Origin of the sequence: Streptomyces marispadix, assembly GCF_022524345.1 — a bacterium.
Classification (GTDB): Bacteria; Actinomycetota; Actinomycetes; order Streptomycetales; family Streptomycetaceae; genus Streptomyces; species Streptomyces marispadix.
The window spans coordinates 3,419,861-3,441,546 of sequence record NZ_JAKWJU010000002.1 but is presented as its reverse complement, the minus strand read 5'-3'; the positions used below and the strand labels follow the sequence as shown (position 1 = coordinate 3,441,546).

At 72.2% G+C, this 21,686-nt stretch carries 14 protein-coding genes and 2 pseudogenes; 6 read left to right on the top strand and 10 right to left on the bottom strand.

Annotated elements, in window-relative coordinates; translation table 11 throughout:
- The first annotated feature begins 67 nt into the window (after positions 1-67).
- Positions 68-1,561, top strand: coding sequence for a cryptochrome/photolyase family protein (locus MMA15_RS14300; protein WP_241060009.1), 1,494 nt, complete (start codon positions 68-70; stop codon positions 1,559-1,561).
- A 67-nt stretch (positions 1,562-1,628) separates the two neighbouring features.
- On the opposite strand, the gene pspAB is transcribed toward MMA15_RS14300, so the two are convergent.
- Both pspAB and htpX read right to left on the bottom strand, forming a co-directional pair.
- A complete protein-coding gene (gene pspAB / locus MMA15_RS14295; protein ID WP_241063191.1) occupies positions 1,629-2,282 on the bottom strand; it encodes a PspA-associated protein PspAB in 654 nt (217 codons plus the stop codon).
- A gap of 170 nt (positions 2,283-2,452) precedes the next feature.
- Entirely contained in the window at positions 2,453-3,367 is a 915-nt protein-coding gene (gene htpX, locus MMA15_RS14290) for a zinc metalloprotease HtpX (protein WP_241060007.1), read from the bottom strand.
- A gap of 277 nt (positions 3,368-3,644) precedes the next feature.
- On the opposite strand from htpX, the gene MMA15_RS14285 reads away from it, so the two are divergent.
- Positions 3,645-4,562, top strand: coding sequence for an LLM class flavin-dependent oxidoreductase (locus tag MMA15_RS14285; RefSeq protein ID WP_241060005.1), 918 nt, complete (start codon positions 3,645-3,647; stop codon positions 4,560-4,562).
- A gap of 159 nt (positions 4,563-4,721) precedes the next feature.
- Positions 4,722-5,609, top strand: a pseudogene (locus MMA15_RS14280) (HAD family hydrolase); the annotation flags it as partial.
- On the opposite strand, the gene cydD reads toward MMA15_RS14280, so the two are convergent.
- The 4 genes from cydD to hisC all read right to left on the bottom strand — a co-directional run bounded on the left by cydD (position 5,593) and on the right by hisC (position 13,312).
- On the bottom strand, positions 5,593-9,279 hold the full coding sequence (gene cydD, locus MMA15_RS14275) for a thiol reductant ABC exporter subunit CydD (RefSeq protein ID WP_372498240.1): 3,687 nt from the start codon (positions 9,277-9,279) through the stop codon (positions 5,593-5,595). The pseudogene MMA15_RS14280 and the gene cydD sit on opposite strands and share 17 nt — an antisense overlap.
- 13 nt (positions 9,280-9,292) lie before the next feature.
- Entirely contained in the window at positions 9,293-10,294 is a 1,002-nt protein-coding gene (cydB, locus tag MMA15_RS14270) for a cytochrome d ubiquinol oxidase subunit II (RefSeq protein WP_241060003.1), read from the bottom strand.
- 10 nt (positions 10,295-10,304) lie between these two features.
- Positions 10,305-11,834, bottom strand: coding sequence for a cytochrome ubiquinol oxidase subunit I (locus tag MMA15_RS14265; RefSeq protein ID WP_241063189.1), 1,530 nt, complete (start codon positions 11,832-11,834; stop codon positions 10,305-10,307).
- Between the two features lie 398 nt (positions 11,835-12,232).
- A complete protein-coding gene (gene hisC, locus MMA15_RS14260) occupies positions 12,233-13,312 on the bottom strand; it encodes a histidinol-phosphate transaminase (RefSeq protein ID WP_241060001.1) in 1,080 nt (359 codons plus the stop codon).
- 361 nt (positions 13,313-13,673) lie between these two features.
- On the opposite strand from hisC, the pseudogene MMA15_RS14255 reads away from it, so the two are divergent.
- From MMA15_RS14255 to MMA15_RS14245, 3 genes and pseudogenes are all read left to right on the top strand, one after another.
- Positions 13,674-14,786, top strand: a pseudogene (locus MMA15_RS14255) (LacI family DNA-binding transcriptional regulator); the annotation flags it as partial.
- A gap of 580 nt (positions 14,787-15,366) precedes the next feature.
- Positions 15,367-16,578: a metallophosphoesterase gene (locus MMA15_RS14250; protein ID WP_241059998.1), complete on the top strand. Its 1,212-nt coding sequence runs from the start codon at positions 15,367-15,369 to the stop codon at positions 16,576-16,578.
- Between the two features lie 320 nt (positions 16,579-16,898).
- Positions 16,899-18,083: a hypothetical protein gene (locus tag MMA15_RS14245; RefSeq protein ID WP_241059996.1), complete on the top strand. Its 1,185-nt coding sequence runs from the start codon at positions 16,899-16,901 to the stop codon at positions 18,081-18,083.
- Positions 18,084-18,195: 112 nt separating this feature from the next.
- Here the strand turns inward: MMA15_RS14245 and MMA15_RS14240 are convergent, their stop codons facing one another.
- From MMA15_RS14240 to MMA15_RS14225, 4 genes are all read right to left on the bottom strand, one after another.
- Positions 18,196-19,389 (bottom strand): cystathionine gamma-lyase, encoded by a 1,194-nt coding sequence (locus MMA15_RS14240; protein ID WP_241059994.1) that lies wholly within the window; start codon positions 19,387-19,389, stop codon positions 18,196-18,198.
- Between the two features lie 123 nt (positions 19,390-19,512).
- The gene (locus tag MMA15_RS14235) at positions 19,513-20,409 is read right to left on the bottom strand and encodes a fructosamine kinase family protein (RefSeq protein WP_241059992.1); all 897 of its coding nucleotides are present in this window, start codon (positions 20,407-20,409) and stop codon (positions 19,513-19,515) included.
- Positions 20,409-21,023, bottom strand: a complete 615-nt coding sequence (locus MMA15_RS14230; RefSeq protein ID WP_241059990.1) for a low molecular weight protein-tyrosine-phosphatase — start codon at positions 21,021-21,023, stop codon at positions 20,409-20,411. The genes MMA15_RS14235 and MMA15_RS14230 overlap by 1 nt, the downstream gene beginning before the upstream one ends.
- Positions 21,024-21,102: 79 nt before the next feature.
- Complete coding sequence (locus tag MMA15_RS14225) at positions 21,103-21,480, bottom strand: phage holin family protein (protein WP_241059988.1); 378 nt, start codon at positions 21,478-21,480, stop codon at positions 21,103-21,105.
- Positions 21,481-21,686: the final 206 nt, after the last annotated feature.

Genomic DNA, 21,686 nt, shown 5'->3' with positions numbered 1-21,686 from the left:
TTCCCCGGTGTCCCCCGGCGGGCTGTCCGCATGTGCGCGCCGGGCCCCGTTGCCGCAGTGTGGACGGATGGCAGACCCACAGCGCCGCTGGTGCTTCGCGGACCAGCTCGGCCCGCACTTCCTCGACGCCAAGGACCAGCCGGTGCTGCTGATCGAGGCCCGCGCTGTGCTGCGCCGCCGCCGCTTCCACCGTCAGAAGGCCCATCTGGTGCTGTCGGCGCTGCGTCACCGTGCCGCCGAGCTGGGCGATCAGGCCCTGTTCGTGAAGGCGGACACTTACGGCGAGGCGCTGGCCCGCGTCAAGGGCCCGCTGACGGTGTGCGGGCCGACGTCCCGTGCCGCCGACGACTTCGTGCGGAAGCTGGACGGGGTGACGGTGCTGCCGTCGCGCGGTTTCGTCACCAGTCGCGACCACTTCGAGGGGTGGGCGGCGGAGCGCGGTGACCGCCCGCTGCTGATGGAGAGCTTCTACCGGGGCGCACGGAGACTCACCGGCGCCCTCATGGAAGGCGACGGCGACGGCGGCGGTGGACCGGCCGGCGGGCGGTGGAACCTCGACAAGGAGAACCGCGAACCCCCGCCCGCCGACGACGAGTTGCCGCTCCCCACGCCGTACCGCCCGCGGGAGGACGACATCGACGAGGAGGTGCGCGCCGACCTCGACGCCGCCGAACGGCGTGGTGAGCTCTCCTTCGTCGGCCGCGACGGGCCACGCCGCTTCCCCGCCACCCGCGCCGAAGCGCTCAGGGCGCTGAGGGACTTCGTGCGGCACCGGCTGGCGACGTTCGGTCCGTATGAGGACGCCATGCTGGCGGACGACCCGGTGATGAGCCACAGCATGCTGTCTGCCGCGATGAACCTGGGGCTGCTGGACCCGATGGAGTGCGTGCGCGCCGCCGAGTCCGCGTGGCGCAAGGGCGAGGTCCCGCTGCGCAGCGCCGAGGGCTATATCCGTCAGCTCATCGGCTGGCGCGAGTACATGTGGCACACGTACTGGCACTTCGGGCCGTCCTATACGCGACGCAACGCGCTGAAGGCGAGGCGCCGCCTGCCGGAGTGGTTCGCGGAGCTCGACGCCGACGCCGTGCAGGCCAACTGCCTTTCCACCGTGCTGCGTTCGGTGCGCGACCGGGGCTGGACGCACCACATTCCGCGGCTGATGGTGCTGGGCAACTACGGCCTTCAGCGCGGCTGGCATCCGGCGGCGCTCGGCGACTGGTTCCACCGCTGCTTCGTCGACGGCTACGACTGGGTGATGGCGACCAACGTCATCGGCATGTCGCAGTACGCGGACGGCGGCCTGATCACGACGAAGCCGTATGCGGCGGGCGGCTCCTACATCAACAGGATGAGCGACTTCTGCCACGACTGCGTCTACCGGCCCACCTCGCGCTCGGGCGACGACGCATGTCCGTACACGGCCGGATACTGGTGGTTCCTCGCACGCAACGAGCAACGCCTGACGGGGAATTGGCGCCTCGCACCGCAGCTTCGCAATCTGCGCCGCATCGACGACCTGGACGAGATCGTGGCGCGGGAACGCGAACGGGACCGCCCCTGAGCCGGGGGCCGACCAGGCGGCTCCCCTCAGCGGAGGTCCGCGGGTGCGCGACGCCTCCGCCGCACGGTCAGAGCCCGGGAGCGCCCCACACCGGGAACCAGCGGCCCAGGTCCGGCTCGATCGGCAGGTCGTCCGTCAGCAGTCCCCTGATCTGCAACTCCAGTGCGCTGTCACGCTTTTCCCGACCCGGCCGGGGTGCGAAGGGGTAGAACGTGCCGCGCTTGTAGAGATAGACGAGCGCGAGAGAGCGGCGGCGCGCACCGCCCTCCGCCGCACCCGGCGCCCCGGGCCCCCCGTCCTCGGCTCCCCCCGCGTCGTCCGCCGCGTCCTCCGCCGCGCGGAAACCCACCAGGGAGCACAGCAGTTGAGGCCCGAAGCCATTCTCCTCCAGGAGGGTGTTGACGGCGTGGAGGTCGTTGACCAGGTCCCCCGTCTCCTGCGGAGGATGCCGGGTGACCAGCCACGTGTAGTCGTACTCGTCCTGCCCGAACTCCACCGGCGCGCCGGCTTCACCGCCCGCGGACAGCAACTGCCGTACGTCGCGCTGCAACTGTTTGAACGCGCCGCCCTCGACGCTCGCGAAGCACACCGACCCCAGCCCCGTGGGCACCAGGTCCGCGCCCGCCTGGAGCGTGACGGCCGCGGCGGGAAGCGCGAAGAGCTGGTCGAGGTCGGGTCGTACGGGTTTGCTGCGCCCGAGAAGCGCGTCGAGGAGGCCCACGGAGTTCACGTCCCTTGTGCTGCTCGCTGTGCTCGAAGTACGTCAAGTGCTCGCCGTATCGGGGGTGTTCGCTGTGTCCCGCAGTGTTCGCCGTGTCCGCTGCGGTCGTCGCATCCGCCGTAACCGCTCGGTGTGCCCGGCGTGTACGGCCGCGGCCGGGCCGGATCGCCTCACTGCTGCTGTCCGAGCTGCGCCGAGATGCGGCTGAGCTGCTCCAGGCGCCGCTCCAGCGGCGGATGCGACGAGAACAGCGTCGCGACGGTCTCGCCGGAGAAGGCGGGCGCGAAGAAGAAGGCGTTGAACGGCTCGGCCTTGCGCAGGTCACGCGTGGGAATCCTGGCCATCTGCCCGGTGACCTTGGTGAGCGCCGAGGCGAGCGCGGACGGCCGCCCCGTCAGCAGCGCGCCCGCGCGGTCCGCGGACAGTTCGCGGTAGCGGGAGAGCAGCCGGGTCAGCAGGAAGCTGAGGATGTAGACGAGGATGCCCACCAGCGGAATCACCAGCAGTACGACGCCGAAGCCGCTCTGGTCGTTGCGTCCGGCGCCGCTCAGGCCGCCCCACAGCGCGACGCGGGTGAGGATGCCCGCCAGTACGCCGAGGAACGACGCGATGGTCATGACGGCGACGTCGCGGTGCGCCACGTGCGACAGCTCGTGGGAGAGGACGCCCTCGACCTCCTCCGGTTCCAGGCGGCGCATCAGCCCGCTCGTAGCGCAGACCATCGAATTGCGGTGGCTGCGTCCCGTGGCGAACGCGTTGGGCACGTCGCTGTCGGCCATGGCGACCTTCGGTTTCGGCACGTCGGCCAGCGCGCACAGCCTGTCCACCGCGCCGTGCAGCTCGGGTGCCTGCTCCGGTGTCACCTCGCGCGCCCCCATGCTGAAGGCCGCGATGCGGTCGCTGAACCAGAACTGCGCGATGAAGAGCCCGCCGACGGCGATCACGATGAGCGGCCATGCGTTGCTCATCGCCGCGATCAGCGAACCGACGAGGACCACGTACAGCAGTCCGATGAGGAACATCGTGACCACCATGCGGCCGGTCAGTCCCCGGTCGGCTACGTATCGCCCACGAGCTGCTGCCATGACGGACGCTCCTCCCTCGCTCGGGCCGCACCGGCGCATCCGCCCCCGGGAAGTCCGGAGACGTCCGGATGCGCGCCTGCTCACAACAGACCCGCGCCGCTCGATACGGCACCTTCGCACCAATTGTCCTCCCCGTGCGGTGAATGCGGCCAATGACCGAGAGCAGCCATCGCCTCACCCGCCGCCACCGGTCTCGGCCCCACGCGCCGCGCCCCGCCCGCGGACCGGCGTCCGGCGTCCGGCGCCCTCGCGCCTGCGGCGCCGTAGGCTCGGCGGCATGGCTTCTTCCCACGGCACCCCGCGACTGAGCACCGTGATCCTCCCCGTACGCCGCTGGCACGAGGGCGCCCGCGAGCAGTGGCAGCGCGCCGAGGAGCTGGGATTCCACACCGCCTACACCTACGACCACCTCTCGTGGCGCGCGGAGTTCCGGGACCGTACATGGTTCGGGGCGCTGCCCACCCTCACCGCCGCCGCAGCGGCCACCTCGCGCCTGCGCCTTGGCACCCTCGTCACCTCGCCCAACTTCCGCCACCCCGTGACCCTCGCCAAGGAGCTGATGTCCCTCGACGACATCAGCGGCGGGCGCTTCACCCTCGGCGTCGGCGCCGGCGGCAACGGCTTCGACGCAACGGCGCTCGGACAGCGGCCGTGGACGCCCCGCGAACGCGCCGACCGCTTCGCGGAGTTCGTGCCGCTGCTCGACCGGCTGCTGCGTGAACCGGTCGTCTCCTACGAGGGCCGCTTCTACTCGGCGAGCGAGGTGCGCGACATCCCCGGCTGTGTGCAGCGCCCGCGTCTGCCCTTCGCCGTCGCGGCGACCGGCCCCCGGGGCATGCTGCTCGCCGGGCGCTACGGCCAGGCGTGGGTGACCACCGGCGACCCGCGCATCGCCGCGACCGGCACCCCCGCCGAGGGGCTTCAGGCCGTACGCGACCAGATGGTGCGGCTGGCGGCGGCCTGCGAGCAGAGCGGACGCGACTCCTCGGAGCTGGAGAAGGTCCTGCTCACAGGCTTCGTGCCGGGGTCGCCGCTGGAGTCGGTGGACGCCTTCGTCGACTTCGCGGGCAAGTACGCGGAGGCGGGCATCGACGAGATCGTGCTGCACTGGCCGATTCCCGATACGCAGTTCGCCGCCGACGAGAAGACCTTCGAGCGCATCGCCACCGAGGGTCTGGGGCAGCTACGGGCATAGCCGGGCAGCGCACCGTCCGTCCCGCACGGCACCCGCCCCCGCCCCCGGCCGCTCGCTCCACAGCTCTACGCCTCTACGCCTCTACGCCGGGCGGGCACTGCCCCGCCTGGCGCTCATCGGCGGCACCCTCCGCACTGGTGTGCGGGCATATGCGGGAGGATGGTGGCCGTGACTGAGCCTCCCGCCTCCCGTGCCCGAAGCGCTCCCCCCTACGAACCCGCGGCCGATTCCACGGTCTCCGTGGCCCGTGCCGTACAGCCCCGTCTGATCGCCACCGACCTCGACGGAACCCTGCTGCGCGACGACAAGTCCGTCTCGCCCCGCACGGTCGCGGCCCTCGCCGCCGCCGAGGCCGCGGGCTTCGACGTCTTCTTCGTCACCGGCCGCCCCGCCCGCTGGATGGACGTCGTCAGCGGTCATGTGCACGGCCACGGCCTCGCCATCTGCGCCAACGGTGCCGCGGTGGTCGACCTCCACCGCGGGCGGCAGGTCGTACACGTCCGTGAGCTGGAGAGCTGCGACGCACTCTCGGTGGTGCGAGCGCTGCGCGAGGCCGCGCCCGGCGTGAGCTTCGCCGTCGAACGCAGCGGCGGCATCCACTTCGACCCCGACTACCCGGCGCTGCACCCCGACCCGGGCGGTGTCGTGGCACCGGCGGAGAAGCTGCTGGGCCCCGGCCACGACGAGCCCGTACTGAAGCTGCTCGCCTACCACCCGGAGCTGGAGCCGGACGAGTTCCTCGTCCTGGGACGTCGAGTGGCGGGCGCATACGGGCAGTTCACGCGCTCCAGCAAGTCGGCTCTGCTGGAGGTCAGCGGTTCGGGGGTGAGCAAGGCGAGCACGCTGGCGCGCTGCTGCGCGGAGCGCGGCATACGGCCGGAGGAGGTCGTCGCCTTCGGCGACATGCCCAACGATCTGGAGATGCTGAGCTGGGCCGGCACCTCCTACGCCATGGCCAACGCCCATCCCGACGTTCTCGCCGCTACGCCCCACCACACGTCGTCCAACGAGGCCGACGGCGTCGCCGAGGTCATCGAGCGGCTGCTGCTCCTGCACGGCGCCCGTACGCGGAGAGCGGACCCGCCGCCCGGCGGGACACCGGCCCCGCAGGGTCCGTCTCCGGCCGCCCGCCACCGGCCCATGGGCCGTCGCTCTCCGCTTCACGGGTCAGCATCCGGCTGAACGGCCCGCCGGCGGCGGCCAGTTCACCGTAGGAACCGCGTTCGACGGTGCGTCCGTCGTCGAGCACGATCACCTCGTCCACCGCCTCCAGGCCCTTGAGCCTGTGGGTGATCAGTACGGTCGTACGGCCCTCGGTGGCGGCCAGCAGGTCGGCGGTGAGGGCGTCGGCCGTGGGCAGGTCGAGGTGCTCGGCGGGCTCGTCCAGCACCAGTACGGGGAAGTCGGCGAGCAACGCCCTTGCCAGCGCGAGGCGTTGGCGTTCGCCCCCGGACAGGCGGGCGCCCAGCTCGCCGACGAGGGTGTCGAGCCCTTCGGGAAGCGAGTCCGTCCAGGCGTCGAGGCGGGCGGCGGCGAGGGCGCGCCGCAGTTCGCCGTCGGTGGCGTCCTTGCGTGCGAGCAGCAGGTTCTCCCGGAGCGTGCTGTCGAAGATGTGGGCGTCCTGGGCGCACAGCCCCACGTGGCGCCGCACGTCGTCCGAGTCCAGGTCGGCGGCGGCCACCCCGCCGCCACCGGACGCGCCGCCCGGCGCACCGCCCGGTTCTCCTCCGAGCGTGTACGTGCCGCTCTCCACGTCCAGGAAGCGCAGCAGCGTACGGGCGAGTGTGGTCTTCCCGGAGCCCGAGGCGCCGACGACGGCGACCCGGCGCCCGGGTGTCAGCGTCAAGTCGAAGGAGTCGAGGGGGAGTTGAAGCCCGCTCGCGGCGCCGCCGCAGGTGTCCGGCGGTCCGCCGCCGGAGGAGTCCCGCGCGTCCGGATAGCGCACCGAGACTCCCCGCAGACACAACGGGAACGGAGAGCCGGGCGCACGGGCGGGCCGCTCCGGCTCCCTCACCGGCTCGGGCGCCTCCAGTACGTCCCGTACCCGCTCGGCCGACCGCCTCGCCCGCTGCCGGAACTGCACGGCCTGCGGCATCCCGCCGACCGCCTCGAACGCCGTCAGCGGCACGAGCACGACCGCCGCGAGCCACACCCCGTCGAGGCTTCCGTCCCGTACGGCGGCGGCACCGGCCCAGGCGGCTGCCGCGACCGTCAGCCCGCTCGCGAGGGCCGTCAGCCCCGAGCCGAGTGCGGTGGCCGCGGAGGAGCGGGCGGCGAGACGCGTCAGCACCCGGTCGGCAGCCCGCGCCCCTTCCTTGCGTGCGCCGAGCGCACCGGCGACGGTCAACTCGCCCGCGCCGGTGAGGAGTTCGACCACCCGCGCCGTCAGCTCGGCCCGCCAGGGGGCGAGCCTGCGCTCGGTACGCCGTGAGACCGCACCGGTGATCACCGGCACGGCCACGCCCGCGAACAGCAGCCCGGCGGCGAGGGCGACGCCCGCGGCAGGAAGCAGCACGGCGGTGAACGCGACGGCGGCGGCAGCGGTGGCCGCCGCGACGACGGCAGGCAGCAGCCAGCGCAGATAGCGCTCCTGGAGCGCGTCCACGTCGCCGACGAGCCGTGCGAGCAGGTCGCCGCTGTGGGTACGGCGCAGCGCGGCGGGCGCGAGCCGTTCCAGCCTCCGGTAGACGCGGACGCGTACGTCGGCGAGGAGGCGCAGCACCGCGTCATGGGAGACGAGACGCTCGGCGTAGCGGAAGACGGCGCGGCCGAGGCCGAAGGCGCGGGTCGCGGTGACGGCGACCATCAGATACAGCACGGGCGGCTGCTGTGACGCGCGGGAGATGAGCCAGCCCGATGCGGCCATGAGGCCGACGGCGGAGAGCAGCGCGAGCGAGCCGAGCACGGCCGCGGCCGTCAGCCGGGCCCGTACGCCGTCTCCGCCGGGCGCCCCGCGCGAGTGTTCCCCCGGAGGCTCCGCGGGCTCGGCGGTCGTCGTCTGCTCGACAGGCGCCTGCTCGGCGGGGGTCTGCTCAACACACGGCATCTGTACGGGAGTCGGGTGCCCGGCGTCCGGCAGCGGTGGCCTGGCCGGTGCCGGACGGCCGCCCGGCGCGGGCAGTTCGACGATCCGGTCGGCCGACGCCAGCAGCCCCGGCCGGTGGGTGACGAGAAGTACCGTGCGGTCCGCCGCCAGTCGCCGCAGGGCGGCGGCGACGGCCGACTCGGTCTCGCCGTCGAGTGCCGCCGTCGGTTCGTCGAGCAGCAGCAGCGGCCGCTCCGTGAGGAACGCCCGCGCCAGTGCCACTCGCCGCTGCTGGCCCGCGGAGATGCCCGTACCGCCCTCGCCGAGCACGGCCCCGGGGTCGAGCCCGGTGCCCGCGGCGGCGAGCGCGGCGGCCACTTCCGCGTCGCTCGCGGCGGGGCGTGCCATGCGTACGTTGTCGGCGACGGTGCCCGCGAAGAGATACGGATGCTGCGGTACCCAGGCGATCTGTGCGTGCCAGCTCGACGGTTCGACGTCCCGCAGATCCGTGCCGTCGACGCGTACGGCGCCGGAGCCCGGACGTACGAAACCGAGCAGCGCGTGCAGCAGCGTCGACTTGCCCGCGCCGGAGGGGCCGGTGAGCGCGACGGTCTCTCCGGGCCGCAGCGTCAAGTCCACGGCGGGCAGGGAGTCGTGGGCGCGGCCCTCGTGGCGTACCCGCAGCCGTTCGGCGGTGACGGTGGCGGTCCGCAGGTCGGGCGCGGGCCTCCTGCCTGCGGGCGGCGCCGCTTCGTCGAGTACGGCGAAGACCTCCTCGGCGGCGGAGAGCCCTTCGGCGGCGGCGTGGTACTGGGCACCGGCCTGGCGCAGCGGCAGATATGCCTCGGGTGCGAGTACGAGGACCAGCAGCCCGGTGTGAAGGTCGAGTTCGCCGTGTACGAGGCGCATTCCCACGCCGACCGCCACGAGCGCCACGGAGATCGTGGCGATCAGCTCCAGCACCAGGGAGGAGAGGAAGGCGATGCGCAGCGTGCGCAGGGTGGCGCGGCGGTAGTCGCCGGTGATGGCACGGATGTTGCGCGCCTGCGCCTTGGCGCGTCCGAAGACCTTGAGCGTGGGCAGCCCGGCAACGACGTCGAGGAAGTGGCCGGAGAGCCGGGTGAGCAGGCGCCAGCGGCGGTCCACATGGGTCTGTGCGGCCCAGCCGACGAGCGCCGCGAACAGCGGGATCAGCGGCAGGGTCACGGCGATGACGGCCGCCGAGATCCAGTCGGCGGCGACGATGCGTGCCAGCACCGCCACGGGTACGGCCACGGCCAGGGCGAGTTGGGGCAGGTAGCGGGAGAAGTAGCCGTCGAGGGCGTCGACTCCGCGGGTGGCGAGGGTCGCGAGTTCGCCGGTGCGGCGGTCCTTGAGCCAGGCGGGGCCGAGGCTGAGGGCGTGGTCGACGAGGCGTGTGCGCAGTTCCGACTTGACCGCGGCGCTGGAGCGGTGCGCCGCCAGCTCCGTGAGCCAGGCCACGAGGGCGCGTGCGGCCGACACCGCGACGAGCAGCAGCAGTGGACGCCCCGCGCCGTCGCCGCGCTGGAAGACGGAGACGACGATGTCCGCGATCAGCACGGCCTGCGCGACGACGAGCAGCGCCGACGCCAGCCCCAGCGCCACCGAGGCGGCGAGGAAGACCCGGGTGGTGCGCGCGTGGGTCAGCAGCCGGGGGTCGACGGGCTTCATCGCGGGCCGCCCATCAGTGGTTCTCCGCGATGTGCCGGGTGCCGATGCGCTTGCGGAAGACCCAGTACGTCCAGCCCTGGTAGAGCATCACGACGGGCGTGGCCAGCGCCGCGCACCACGTCATGATCCTCAGCGTGTACGGGCTGGACGCGGCGTTCTCGGCGGTCAGGCTCCAGCGCGGGTCCAGCGACGAGGGCATGACGTCGGGGAAGAGCGCGAGGAACAGGGCGGCCACGGTCGCGGCGACAGCCGCACCGGACAGGGCGAACGCCCAGCCTTCCCGCCCGGCCGCGTCGACCGCGACGGCACCCAGCAGCGCGGCGACGGCGATCACCGAGGCGCCGAGGCTCCAGACGTCGCCGGAGTGTGCCTGGGTCCAGGCGAGGAACAGCGCGGTGAGCGCGGCGCACGCCAGCCCAAGTGCGACGGCCAGCCTGCGTGCCCGCGGCCGGATGTCCCCGGTGGTCTTCAGGGCAGTGAACAGGGCGCCGTGGAAGGTGAAGAGGGTGAGCGTGACGAGCCCGCCGAGCAGCGCGTACGGGCCGAAGAGGTCGCCGAGCCCGCCCGCGTAGTTCTTCCTCCCGTCGACGGGCACTCCGCGGACGATGTTCGCGAAGACCACGCCCCACAGGAACGCGGGCAGCAGCGACGTTACGAACAGGGCCTTCTCCCAGCGGTCCTGCCATGCGTCCTCGGTCCGCTTGGCGCGGTATTCGAAGGCGACACCGCGCACGATGAGGCAGACGAGTACGGCCAGCAGCGGCAGGTAGAAGCCGGAGAAGAGCGTGGCGTACCAGTCGGGGAAGGCGGCGAAGGTGCCGCCGGCGGCGGTCAGCAGCCACACCTCGTTGCCGTCCCAGACGGGCCCGATGGTGTTGATCAGGACTCGCCGCTCGCCGCGGTCCCTCGCCAGCAGCCGCGTGAGGACGCCGACGCCGAAGTCGAAGCCTTCGAGGAAGAAGTAGCCGGTCCACAGCACGGCGATCACCGCGAACCAGATGTCGTGAAGCTCCATCACGTGCTCCTCAGTACGAGAAGGCCATGGGCCGGTCGGGGTCGTCGCGGTCGTGCCCGCCGATGCGGGTGGGCGGATCGAGGTCGGCGTCGGTCAGTTCGGGCGGACCGGCCTTCACGTACTTCGCCAGCAGTTTGATCTCGATGACTGCCAGCACCGCGTACAGGGCGATGAAGACGCTCATGGAGGTGACGACCTCGCCCTGGCCGACGCTGGGCGAGACGCCCGCCGACGTCGGCAGCACGCCGTAGACGACCCACGGCTGGCGGCCGGTCTCGGTGAAGATCCAGCCCCAGGAGTTGGCGATCAGCGGGAACGCCATGGTCAGCAGAGTCAGCCGCCAGTACCAGCCGGAGAGGGACGGGCCGGCCTCCCGCCCGCGGGTGAGCGCGAGCCGCGGCACCTCGTCGTCGGTCGTACGCAGATCCGGCGCGAGCCAGAGCCTGCGACGGGTGAGATACAGCCCGGCGGCGCCCAGCGCGAACGACGACATCCCGAAGCCGATCATCCAGCGGAACGACCAGTAGGCGACGGGGATGTTGGGCCGGTAGTCGGCGATGTCGAGCTTGCCGCCGTACTTGTCGCGCAGCGCCGCCTCCGTGTCCTTGATGCCGGGCACGGCCGTGGAGAAGTCGTCGTGCGCGAGGAAGGAGAGCAGCCCGGGAATCTCGACGGCGACCTTGTTGTGGCCGGTCTTCGGCGGGCCCACGTCCCCGTAGGCGAAGAGCGAGAACGGCGCGGGCCCCTTGGTCTCCCAGAGCGCCTCCGCGGCGGCCATCTTCATCGGCTGCTGGTCGTACATGATCTTCCCCAGCCGGTCGCCGCTGACGGCCGTGAGCAGCCCCGCCACCACCATCGTCACCAGCCCGAGCCTCAGCGACGCCCTCATCACGGGCACGTGGCGGCGCCGCCTCAGGTGGTAGGCGGCGATGCCCGCCATGAACGCCCCGCCGGTGAGGAAGGCGGCGACGAGGGTGTGCGCGAACTGCGCCAGCGCCGTGTTCTGCGTGAGTACCCGTATGAAATCGGTGAGTTCGGCACGTCCGCTGCCGGGGTCCATGCGGTAGCCGACGGGGTGCTGCATCCAGGAGTTGGCGGCGAGGATGAAGTACGCGGAGAGCACCGTGCCGGCCGCCACCATCCACATGCACGCCGCGTGGATGCGCTTGGGCAGCTTGTCCCAGCCGAAGATCCACAGCCCGATGAAGGTCGACTCGAAGAAGAAGGCGATGAGCGCCTCGAAGGCGAGGGGCGCGCCGAAGACGTCACCGACGAGACGTGAGTAGTCCGACCAGTTCATGCCGAACTGGAACTCCTGGAGGATGCCGGTCACCACGCCCATGGCGATGTTGATCAGGAAGAGCTTGCCCCAGAACTTCGCCGCCCTGAGGTACTTCTCCTTGCCCGTGCGCACCCACGCGGTCTCCAGACCGGCGACGAACGAGGAGAGCGCGATCGTCAGCGGCACGAACAGGAAGTGGTAGACGGTCGTCACGCCGAACTGCCAGCGCGCCAGGGTCTCCGGCGCCAGAGCTGTCATCTCCACCGGCTTGCTCCTTCGCCTCACGGCTGTGGCCGGTACACGGCGAGGGGATTCGTCCGTGTTCGGACCGCGATGCCCGGCCACAAATGGTGCTCGTGAATGAGTTCACATTCACAAGTAATACTACGACCGGGCTTTTCGGACACCACGGCGGGGTCCCCGAAGCGGCACCGGCGGTGCCGGGCGGGCTAGCAGGCCGGGGTGGTGGGCAGGCCCCGAGAGGTCTCAACTGCCCTTCGCCGGGCGGCAGTTGAGGCACGCACGCACCGGCAGGCAGCTGGGGCACGCATTCGGCGGGCGCGCATCACGGGCAGGAGAAAGCAGGAGAGAGAAGCGGCGCCGGGACGTCGGACGACCGGCCGGGGGCCAGCGCCCGCAGACCCCGGCGCCCCCGGTCAGAACTCCGACTTGCGGAACGCCGCCGCCGTCTGAAGGAAGATGTCGTTCCCCTCGGTCTCCCCCACCGAGACGCGCACCCCTTCACCCGGGAACGGCCGGATCATCGCGCCCGCACGCTCGCACGCCGCCGCGAAGTCGCTCGTACGGTCGCCGAGGCGCAGCCAGACGAAGTTGGCCTGCGACTCGGGGACGGTCCAGCCCTGCGCGGTCAATTCGCGTGAGACACGCGCACGTTCGGCGACGAGCGCCTCGACGCGCTCCAGCAGCTCCGCCTCGCTGCGCAATGAGGCGACCGCCGCGTCCTGTGCGATCTGGCTGACGCCGAAGGGCACCGCCGTCTTACGGAGCGCAGCGGCGACCGGTTCGTGGGCGACCGCGAAGCCCACGCGCAGTCCGGCCAGTCCGTATGCCTTGGAGAAGGTGCGCAGCACGCAGACGTTGGGGCGGTCGCGGTAGAGGCGGAGGCCGTCGACGACGCGCTCGTCGCGGACGAACTCGCGGTATGCCTCGTCGAGCACCACCAGCACGTCGTCCGGTACGCGGTCCAGGAAGCGCTCCAGGGCGGCGCCCGGAACGGCGACTCCCGTGGGGTTGTTGGGGTTGCAGACGAAGATCAGCCGGGTGCGGTCGGTGACGGCGTCGGCCATCGCGTCAAGGTCGTGCTCCTCGGCGTCGGTGAGAGGCACCTGCACCGAGGCGGCTCCGGAGATCTGGGTGATGATCGGATAGGCCTCGAAAGACCGCCAGGCGTAGATCACTTCGTCGCCCGGACCGGCCGTGCACTGGAGGAGCTGCTGGGCGACGCCGACCGAGCCGGTGCCGGTCGCCACATGCTCGACTGGCACGTCGAAGCGTTCCGCGACGGCCTCCATCAGGCCCGTGCAGGCCATGTCGGGGTAGCGGTTGGCGCCGCCGGCGGCGGAGGTCATCGTCTCCAGCACGCCGGGCAGCGGCGGATATGGGTTCTCGTTCGACGACAGCTTGTATCCGGCGGGCCCCGCTGCGGCCGGCCTTCCCGGCTTGTAGGTGGGGATGCCTTCGAGCGCGCCGCGCAGCCTGGGCTTCTTCTCGCTCACCGCTGTCTCCTCCTCGTAGCCGCCGTCGGCACGGTCCTGCCGCCGACCCCAATGCTGCTAACCCTAAGAGGAATCGGGCAAGGGGCGTGCGGGCGTGCAGCATGAGCCCCCTCACGCACTTCCGCGCCGGTGGCTTAAGCCGTGGCGCGCGTCACTCATGAAGGTGAGTTGAGACCTCCTCGCAACATCGCCGTATCCGGGGGCACAATCGCCCGCGGAGGGGGCCAAACTTCATGATGCGTCGTCAACTAGCGTGCTTTCCAAGGCAGTTGGGCACACCGGCACATGCAGAATCGTGCCTTCTGGGGCCCCGCCGGCGTGGACGGGACCCCCTCCGCGGCGGGCCTACGATCGGGGCGCCATGACAGCAGCAGAGAAGCATCAGGTAAGCCCGGCGGCGGCCTCGCGCCGGGCCCACGGGGGAAGCCGGCTGAGCGGGCGCGCGGGCATCCGCGACGTCGCCGCCGCGGCCGGTGTCTCGATCACGACTGTCTCCGACGCGCTCAACGGCAAGGGCCGCCTGCCCGACGCCACCCGCAGCCACGTCCGCGAGGTCGCCCAGCGCCTCGGCTACCGGCCCTCGGCCGCCGCCCGCACGCTGCGCACCGGCAAGTCCGGCCTGATCGGGCTCACGGTCACCACCTACGGCGAAGAACCGTTCACCTTCACCGAGTTCGCGTACTTCGCCGAGATGGCCAGAGCGGCCACCTCGGCCGCGCTCGCCCGCGGCTACGCCCTCGTCATCCTGCCCGCCACCTCGCGGCACGACCTGTGGTCCAACGTCGCCCTCGACGGCACCGTCGTCATCGACCCCTCCGACGAGGACCCCGTCGTCACCGAACTCGTCCGCTCCGGCCTGCCCGTCGTCTCCGACGGCCGCCCCGCCGGGTCGCTGCCCGTCACGGCCTGGGTCGACAACGACCACGAGGAGGCGGTCCGCGGCCTGCTCGACCACCTCGCCGAGGCCGGCGCCCGGCGCATCGGGCTGCTGACCGGCACAAGCACCGACACCTATACGAGGCTGTCGACCACCGCTTACTTCGAGTGGTGCGCACGCGTAGGGCAGGAGCCCGTCTACGAGCACTACCCGGCGCACGACCCCTGCGCGGGGGCCGTCGCGGCCGACCGGTTACTCGCCCGGCCCGACCGCCCCGACGCGGTCTACGGGCTCTTCGACCCCAACGGCACGGACCTGCTGGCCGCCGCGCGCCGCTACGGACTGCGCGTACCGGAGGACCTGCTGCTGGTGTGCTGTAGCGAGTCCAACGTCTACGCCAGCACCGAACCGCCCATCACCACGCTCTCGCTCAAGCCCGGCCGCATCGGGAACACCGTCATCCAGCTCCTCATCGACGCGATCGAGGGCGTCGGCAACGAAGGTCCCGTGCATCAGGTGATGCCGACGGACCTCATCGTCCGTACGTCGTCGCAGCGCCGTCGGCAGCGCGCCACGATCAGCGCGCCTCGCTCCCCCGGGGCGGCGCCGGAGCCGGGACAGGACCAGGGCCTGGGCCTGGGCCAGAATCAGAGCCAGAGCCAGGACCAGGGACAGGACCGGGGAAAGGGCCGGGACCAGGCAAAGGGCCCGGAGCCCGATTCAGGACCCGGGAGCGGCCCGGAAGCACAGCACGGGCCGGGCTGACCCGGCCTGATCCTCCTGATCCTCCTGATCCGCAGTCACGCGCCGTCGCCCTCAGCCGCCTGCGTCGCCCGAAGTCATGCGGCGACGCACCGCTTCATACGGCGTCACCCGGCGTCGCAACGTGCCGTTTGGCGAAGGGCGTGGCGCCATGGCCCGGCCGCACCCGGGCCATGGCCGTGGACGAGAGGGGAATTTCGGGAAGAATGCTCCAGCCCCCGCTCCGCGAGCCGCGATTGCCGTCCCCAGGTGCGTCACAAGGCGCTACCGGCGTTCCTATGATGGAGCGCACGACACCGGGACCCGATCCGGACCTGTGCGACTGCGGCCCCGCGGGGCGGTGCGACAGGCGGCGGGCGGGTATCCCCGCCGAAGCAGGCAGGGCGAGGCCCGGACAGGTGCACGGCGGCGCGCGATGGTGGAGGGGTCGATGACTCAGGGGGCCGGTCAGGTACCGGGGATGTGGCAGGGCGGCGGTGCCGTCGCGCACGGCCCCGGGGCTCCGGGAGCGCCCGTACAGGACGCCCAGCCTCCCGTACAGTCACCGCCTCCGCTGAGGGACCCGGTGCGCGGTCCGGTGCCGGACCCGGTGCGCGACCAGCCGTCCGACGACGGCTACACCCCGACCGAGCGCGACCTGCCGATCGTCCGTTCCGAGGCGGCGGACGAGGGGCACGAGCCGACGCTCGTCGACGTCTCCGTGCATGCCGCAGCAGAGGAGGGCGACGGCCCCCTCTACGTCGTGGGCGACGTACACGGCTATCTCGACGAGCTGCGGGAGGCGCTGCACGGCGCCGGAATCACCGACGCGCAGGACGGCTGGGCCGCGGGCAACGCCCGGCTGTGGTTCCTCGGCGACTTCACCGACCGCGGCCCGGACGGCATCGGCGTCATCGACCTCGTCATGAACCTCTCCGCGCAGGCGGCCGCCGCGGGCGGCTACTGCAAGGCCCTGATGGGCAACCACGAACTGCTGCTGATCGGCGCGAAGAAGTTCGGCGACACCCCCGTCAACTCCAGTGCGGGCACTGCCTCGTTCCAGGCCGCGTGGCTGCTCAACGGCGGCCAGCGCTCCGACATGGAACGCCTGGAGGACCACCATGTGCAGTGGATGTCGCGTCTCGACGCGATGGCTCTGGCCGACGGCCATCTGCTGCTGCACTCGGACGCCACGTGCTATCTCGACTACGGCGACACCATCGAGGGCGTCAACGACGCCGTCACCGAGGCACTGCAACGCAACGACGCGGACGAGATCTGGGAACTGTTCCGCAAGTTCACCAAGCGCTTCGCCTTCCGCGACGAGACCGGCTCCGACGCCGCACGCGAACTGCTCGGCGTCTTCGGCGGCAAGCGGATCGTGCACGGCCACAGCCCCATCCCGTATCTCGTCGGGGACCCGGGCGCCGACGGCGTCGCCGACGCGGCGGACGCGGCGGCCGAAGAGGACGTGCTGCCCGAGGTGACCGGGCCGCATCTCTACGCCGACGGGCTCGCGCTGGCGATGGACGGCGGCGTGACCATGGACGGACGGCTGCTCGTCACAAGGCTGCCGCTCGCCGAACAGGCGCCCGCCGAAGAGCCGTTGAGCGCGGAGCCGTCGGGCGCGGAGCCCTCAGGGGAATAGCCGCGGGGCCCGCCCGGCCGTTCAGCATTCGTTGAACGGGCATTCACCGGCCGCTCCCAGAGTGGGGAACGCCCGGCCGTCGGCCCGGCGTGGGGCGGGCGTACGCGGGCGCGGACAGGCGCGCAGCAGCGCTGAAGACGTTGCCGGGACGAGGCAATTACCGGAAACTCTCTCTCAGAAGGTGCCGCACTCCCTCTAATATCGGTTCTGCCGCTGCGAATTCCCCTACCCTTCGCCGCGGCTGCCCCGCCCTCCCCCTGGGCCTGCCGGCCCGGGTGGTGCCCCCAACGGCACCGGAAGGCCCTACGGAGCATCGGGGGATGCACATGAACAGCGCTCCGCATCTGCTGCCCGAAGACCGGCCCGAGTTCGAGCGGGCCGTGGACGAGGCTCTGCGTGAGGCGGGCCGGCGTCCTGCGCTGACGGCAGTGGGCGAACGGATAAGCGCGGACCGGCTGCGCGTCATGGCCCTCAGCGCCGCCACGGCGATAGCCGCGGACGCGGCGGAGGAGTACGAGCAGTACGTCGCGCTGCGGACCCGGCTGCGCGAAAGCGCCGCCGAGAGGCCACGCGGCCACAACGGCTCGGCGGCCACTGCCGGTTCGGGCTCGGCCCCGTCCGCGGCACGTCCGCGCCCGGGCACGGACGCGGCGGACGAGGGCGAACAGCGCGGCCGTGGCGGCGGGTTGAGCCTGGCCGGTGTCGGCGAGGGCGTCGGCGAGACCGCCGGTGCGGGGCTGCTGGCGATGGTCTCCGTACTGGTGCCGCTGCTCGCGGGCACCGCCGCCGTCATCTTCCTGCTGCTGGGCTATCTGCTGCGGATCGTCTCCCCGGAGCCCTCGATAGCGGCGCCGATGCGCGGCGCGGGCTGGGTCTTCGCAGTGCTCGCCGCCGCCGGGATCGTGGTGGCCATGGCCGAACTGTGGCTGACGGCACTGCGCAACGGCGCGGGCGCACGCCGGAGCGCCGGCGACGACGAGGACGCCGAAGGGGAAGGCCGCTCCGGCGGGTCGCGCGAGTCCCGTCTGGCCAGGGAGGTCTCGACGGCGCGGACGGTCTGGCGGCAGGCGCTGCTGGAGCGGGGCATCGTGCCGTTCCTGGCGGACGCGCTCGACGCGCAGCCGGGCAAGCAGTCCTTCGGTACGGGCCGTTCCGCCGCCTCGCAGGGCACAGGCCGACCGACGGAGGGCGGCAGCGAGGGTTCCGCCGCAGCATCCTCCTCGACGTCCTCCTCGGCGTCCACTGCCGGCTCCTCTTCCACGGGCGGCCCCGTAACGGAGGCTGCCCGTACCGGGAAGCGAGCCGAGGAACGAGCCGAGGAACGCGCCAAGGAACGGGCGGGGGAACGGACGGAGGAGCGCACACCGCGTCTGGGCTACTCCGGTCCCGACTTCTCCAGCCGCAGCCCCTCGGACGGCACGGAGCGCGAGAGCGTCCGCCCGCGTTACTCCAGCCCGGACTACTCCAGCCCCGACTATGGCGGCCCGGAACACAAGCCTGAGTAGGCCGGGGAGGGCCGGCAGGCCGACTGCGGGCGCACAGAGGCGAGTTGAAGACGCACGGGCCCCGCCGAACCCCGCACCGCGTGCCGAGCACCCGCGCAGCGAGCGCGTACGGCTAGCCGGTCGCCGCCGCGTCCAGGGCCCTCAGCACGTCGGCGACCAGGTCGTCCGGGTCCTCAACGCCCACCGACAGCCGTACGAAACCCTCCGGCACGGCGTCCCCGCCCCAGCGCCCGCGCCGCTCGGCCGTCGAACGCACCCCGCCGAAGCTGGTCGCCTGCCCGACCAGGCGCAGCGCCCCCAGGAACCGCTCCGCGTGCTCCCGGTCCGCGAGCGTGAAGGAGACGACGCAGCCGAAGCGCCGCATCTGCCGCACGGCGGTCGGATGCGCGGCGTCGCCGGGCAGGCCGGGATGGCGTACGTCCACCACGTCGCCGCGCTCAAGCAGCGCCTCGGCGACGGCGGTTGCGCCCTCGGCCTGCCGCTGCGTCCGCAGGTCGAGCGTCGCCAGCGAACGGTGCGCCAGCCATGCCTCCATGGGCCCGGGGATCGCACCGACCAGCTTCCGCCACTGCCGTACGGCCGCCGCTGCCTCCGCGTCCCGGCAGCTCACCAGCCCGAGCAGCACATCGCCGTGGCCTGTCAGGGCCTTCGTGCCGCTGGCGACGGAGAAGTCCGCGCCCAGTTCGAGGGGCCGCTGCCCGAGCGGCGTGGCCAGGGTGTTGTCGACGGCGACGAGCGCGCCGCGCTCATGGGCGGCGTCTGCCAGCCGCCGGATGTCGCACACGTCCAGCCCGGGGTTGGACGGCGACTCGATCCACAGCAGCGAAGCCCCGTCCAGCAGGGCGAGTTGGGCGTCTCCGGCGGTCGGCGCGGTACGCACCTCGACGCCGAGGCCGCTCAGCCGCTCCCGCATCGGTACGAGCAGGTTGTAGCCGTCGTCGGGCAGTACGAAGACGCGCCCGTGCCGTGCCTGGGACAGCAGCACCGCCGAGATCGCACCCATGCCGGAGGCGAAGACGGTGGTCTGCACCCGGTCGCCGCCGGGGGACTCCAGCTCGGCGATCGCCTCTTCCAGCGCGGTCCAGGTGGGGTTGGCGTCGCGCCCGTATGCGTAGGGGGCGTCGGCGACATCGCCGGGGAGGTGGTAGTGGGCGGCGAACACCGGCCCGGGGAGCGGGGGTTCGTAGGGCTGTTCCTCGGGGAGTCCTGCCCTTACGACCCTGGTGGCGTCGCTGGTGGCGTGGCCAAAGGCGTGGCTGGTGGCGTCTGCGGCGGTGTCGCTGCCGGCGTCGCTGTCGCTGCTCATGGCGGTGCTCTCCCGGTGCCTGCGCATTGCTTCGGCCGTCCGTTTCGGCCGTCTGATCCGGTGGCCTGCTTCGAGGGCTGCTTCGGGCCTCGGTCGGGGGTGTTCAGGGGCTGCTTCGGCCGGTCAGCCGCCCAGCGCCTCGCGTGCCGCCGCCCCGCACTGTGCGCCGTAGCCCGGTCCGAAGAGGACGGCGTGCACCAGCAGATGGTGGAGCTGATGGAGGGGGACCCGCTGGGCGCGGCCCTCGATGGGACGTACCTCTTCGTACGCGGCGAGGATACGGGAGAGGTGCGGGCAGCCGAACAGCTGGAGGAACGCCAGGTCGGTCTCGGGGTGTCCGCCCTGTGCCGCCGGGTCGATCAGCCGGGGACGCGGGGCGTCGCCGCCGGCCCAGAGCACATTGCCGGACCACAGATCGCCGTGGATCAGCGCCGGCGGCTGCGGCGGCCCGGCGATGTCGCCGATCCGCTCGCAGAGCCGCTCGACGTCGCGTGCGTCGGAGGCTTCGATGCCGCCGCCGTCGACGGCCTGCCGCAGATACGGCAGCAGCCGGTACTCGGCGTGGAAGGCGGGCCACTGCTCGGGCTCTGTCACGGGCGTCGACGGTGAGGGCAGCGACAGCGGCCCGATATAGGCGGCGCGGCCCGGAGTCCCGTAGGACAGGGCGCTCATGTTGTGCAGCGCGGCCAGTTCACGTCCGAGGCGGTCCGCCTGGTCGGGGGTGGGCTCTCCGGGCTCCAGCCACTCCAGTACGAGCACGTCGTCCTCGACGGCGAGTACGTCCGGTACCGCCACGGTCCCCGTCACGGCGAGGAGGGTCAGTCCCGCGGCCTCCGCCGCGAAGAAGCCGGGCGGGCTGCCGGAGCGGGTCTTGGCGAACACCTTGCGGTGCAGCCCGTGAGGACCGCCGCGCAGCATGATGCTCCACGCGTCGCAGATGTCCCCGCCCTCGACGGGGAACGCACGCGTGGCCTCATCGGCGCCGGTCAGCTCGGCCACGCGGTCGGCGAGCGCGGGCATCAGCCGGCTTCCTTGCGGGGGGCCTCGTGCGAGGCCCCGCCATGCCGCGGCGCACGATGTGCCGGGCCGCGGTGTGCAGCGGTCGCGCCGCCCGCACCCGCGCCCGCGCCCGCGGATCTCTCGTCCAGCGTCGCCGCGACCTCCGAGAGCAGCCCCGGCACGGCCGCCTCCACAAGCTTCAGCACCTCCTCGAACCCGCTCGAACCGCCGTAGTACGGGTCCGGCACGTCGAAGCCGAAGCCGTCGCGCTCCGAGGCGGTCGGGTCGTAGGAGCGCAGCAGCCGTACCTTCGCGGCGTCCTCGGGGGTGGGGGCCATGGCACGCAGTTCCCGCTCGTGGCCCTCGTCGAGGGCGACGACCAGGTCCTGCCCGTCGAACCACGCGGGCTCGAACTGCCGTGCCGAATGGACGAGTTCGTACCCCGCGGACTCCAGCGTCTCCGCCGTACGCGGATCGGCCGGGTCTCCGACGTGCCAGCCGCCGGTGCCCGCGCTGCTCGCGGTGATCCGGTCCTCCAGCCCCGCGTCCGCCACATGGGAGCGGAAGACGGCCTCGGCCATGGGCGACCGGCAGATGTTGCCGGTGCATACGAAACAGACGCGGAAGGTGTCCATACGCACTCCGTGCTCGCTCGGTCCGTGCTCGTGGCGGTGTGCCGGTGTCGGCCCGTCGCGGCCGGTCACCGGTGATACGTCAGTCCCGGTCGGGGAGGACCATGTGCAGCGCCCACGCCACGATCGAGATGATCAGGCCGCCGAGGAAGGCCGTACCGAAGCCGTCCACATGGAAGCTCACGTCGAGATTGTCGGCCACCCACGAAGTGAGCATCAGCATCAGCGCGTTGATCACCAGCGTGAACAGGCCGAGGGTGAGGACCATCAGCGGCAGCGAGATGAACTTCAGCAGCGGCTTGACCACGAAGTTCACGACCCCGAAGATCAACGCCACGATCACCAGCGTGACCGTCTTCGATCCGGTGTCCGCACCGGTGAGTTCGATGCCGGACACCAGCCAGGTCGCCACCGCGAGGGCGGCTGCGTTCGCCAGCGTCTTGATGAGGAAATTGGTCATAGTGTGATCGTGACAGAGCCGGAGGCCCGGGTCACACGAGACCGGAGAAGCCGCCGAGGCGACGGGGGCGACGGCGTGCGGCGGTGCACGCGGCCGGGCCGCGAACTGGCCCCGCGGGCACGGCAGTACGAGCGGCACGGGCGGCGCGGTCGGAACACCGGCGGTACCAGCAGGACCTGGAACCCCGGGAGTTCCGGGAGTTCCGG

Excerpts from the sequence above, each read along its gene's own strand:
- cydB (WP_241060003.1), bottom strand. The coding sequence starts at position 10,294 with ATGGAGCTTCACGACATCTGGTTCGCGGTGATCGCCGTGCTGTGGACC.
- MMA15_RS14225 (WP_241059988.1), bottom strand. The coding sequence starts at position 21,480 with ATGACCAATTTCCTCATCAAGACGCTGGCGAACGCAGCCGCCCTCGCG.
- MMA15_RS14230 (WP_241059990.1), bottom strand. The coding sequence starts at position 21,023 with ATGGACACCTTCCGCGTCTGTTTCGTATGCACCGGCAACATCTGCCGG.
- MMA15_RS14300 (WP_241060009.1), top strand. The coding sequence starts at position 68 with ATGGCAGACCCACAGCGCCGCTGGTGCTTCGCGGACCAGCTCGGCCCG.
- MMA15_RS14265 (WP_241063189.1), bottom strand. The coding sequence starts at position 11,834 with ATGACAGCTCTGGCGCCGGAGACCCTGGCGCGCTGGCAGTTCGGCGTG.
- MMA15_RS14250 (WP_241059998.1), top strand. The coding sequence starts at position 15,367 with ATGGTGGAGGGGTCGATGACTCAGGGGGCCGGTCAGGTACCGGGGATG.
- MMA15_RS14245 (WP_241059996.1), top strand. The coding sequence starts at position 16,899 with ATGCACATGAACAGCGCTCCGCATCTGCTGCCCGAAGACCGGCCCGAG.
- MMA15_RS14285 (WP_241060005.1), top strand. The coding sequence starts at position 3,645 with ATGGCTTCTTCCCACGGCACCCCGCGACTGAGCACCGTGATCCTCCCC.
- MMA15_RS14235 (WP_241059992.1), bottom strand. The coding sequence starts at position 20,409 with ATGCCCGCGCTCGCCGACCGCGTGGCCGAGCTGACCGGCGCCGATGAG.
- cydD (WP_372498240.1), bottom strand. The coding sequence starts at position 9,279 with ATGAAGCCCGTCGACCCCCGGCTGCTGACCCACGCGCGCACCACCCGG.
- MMA15_RS14240 (WP_241059994.1), bottom strand. The coding sequence starts at position 19,389 with ATGAGCAGCGACAGCGACGCCGGCAGCGACACCGCCGCAGACGCCACC.
- htpX (WP_241060007.1), bottom strand. The coding sequence starts at position 3,367 with ATGGCAGCAGCTCGTGGGCGATACGTAGCCGACCGGGGACTGACCGGC.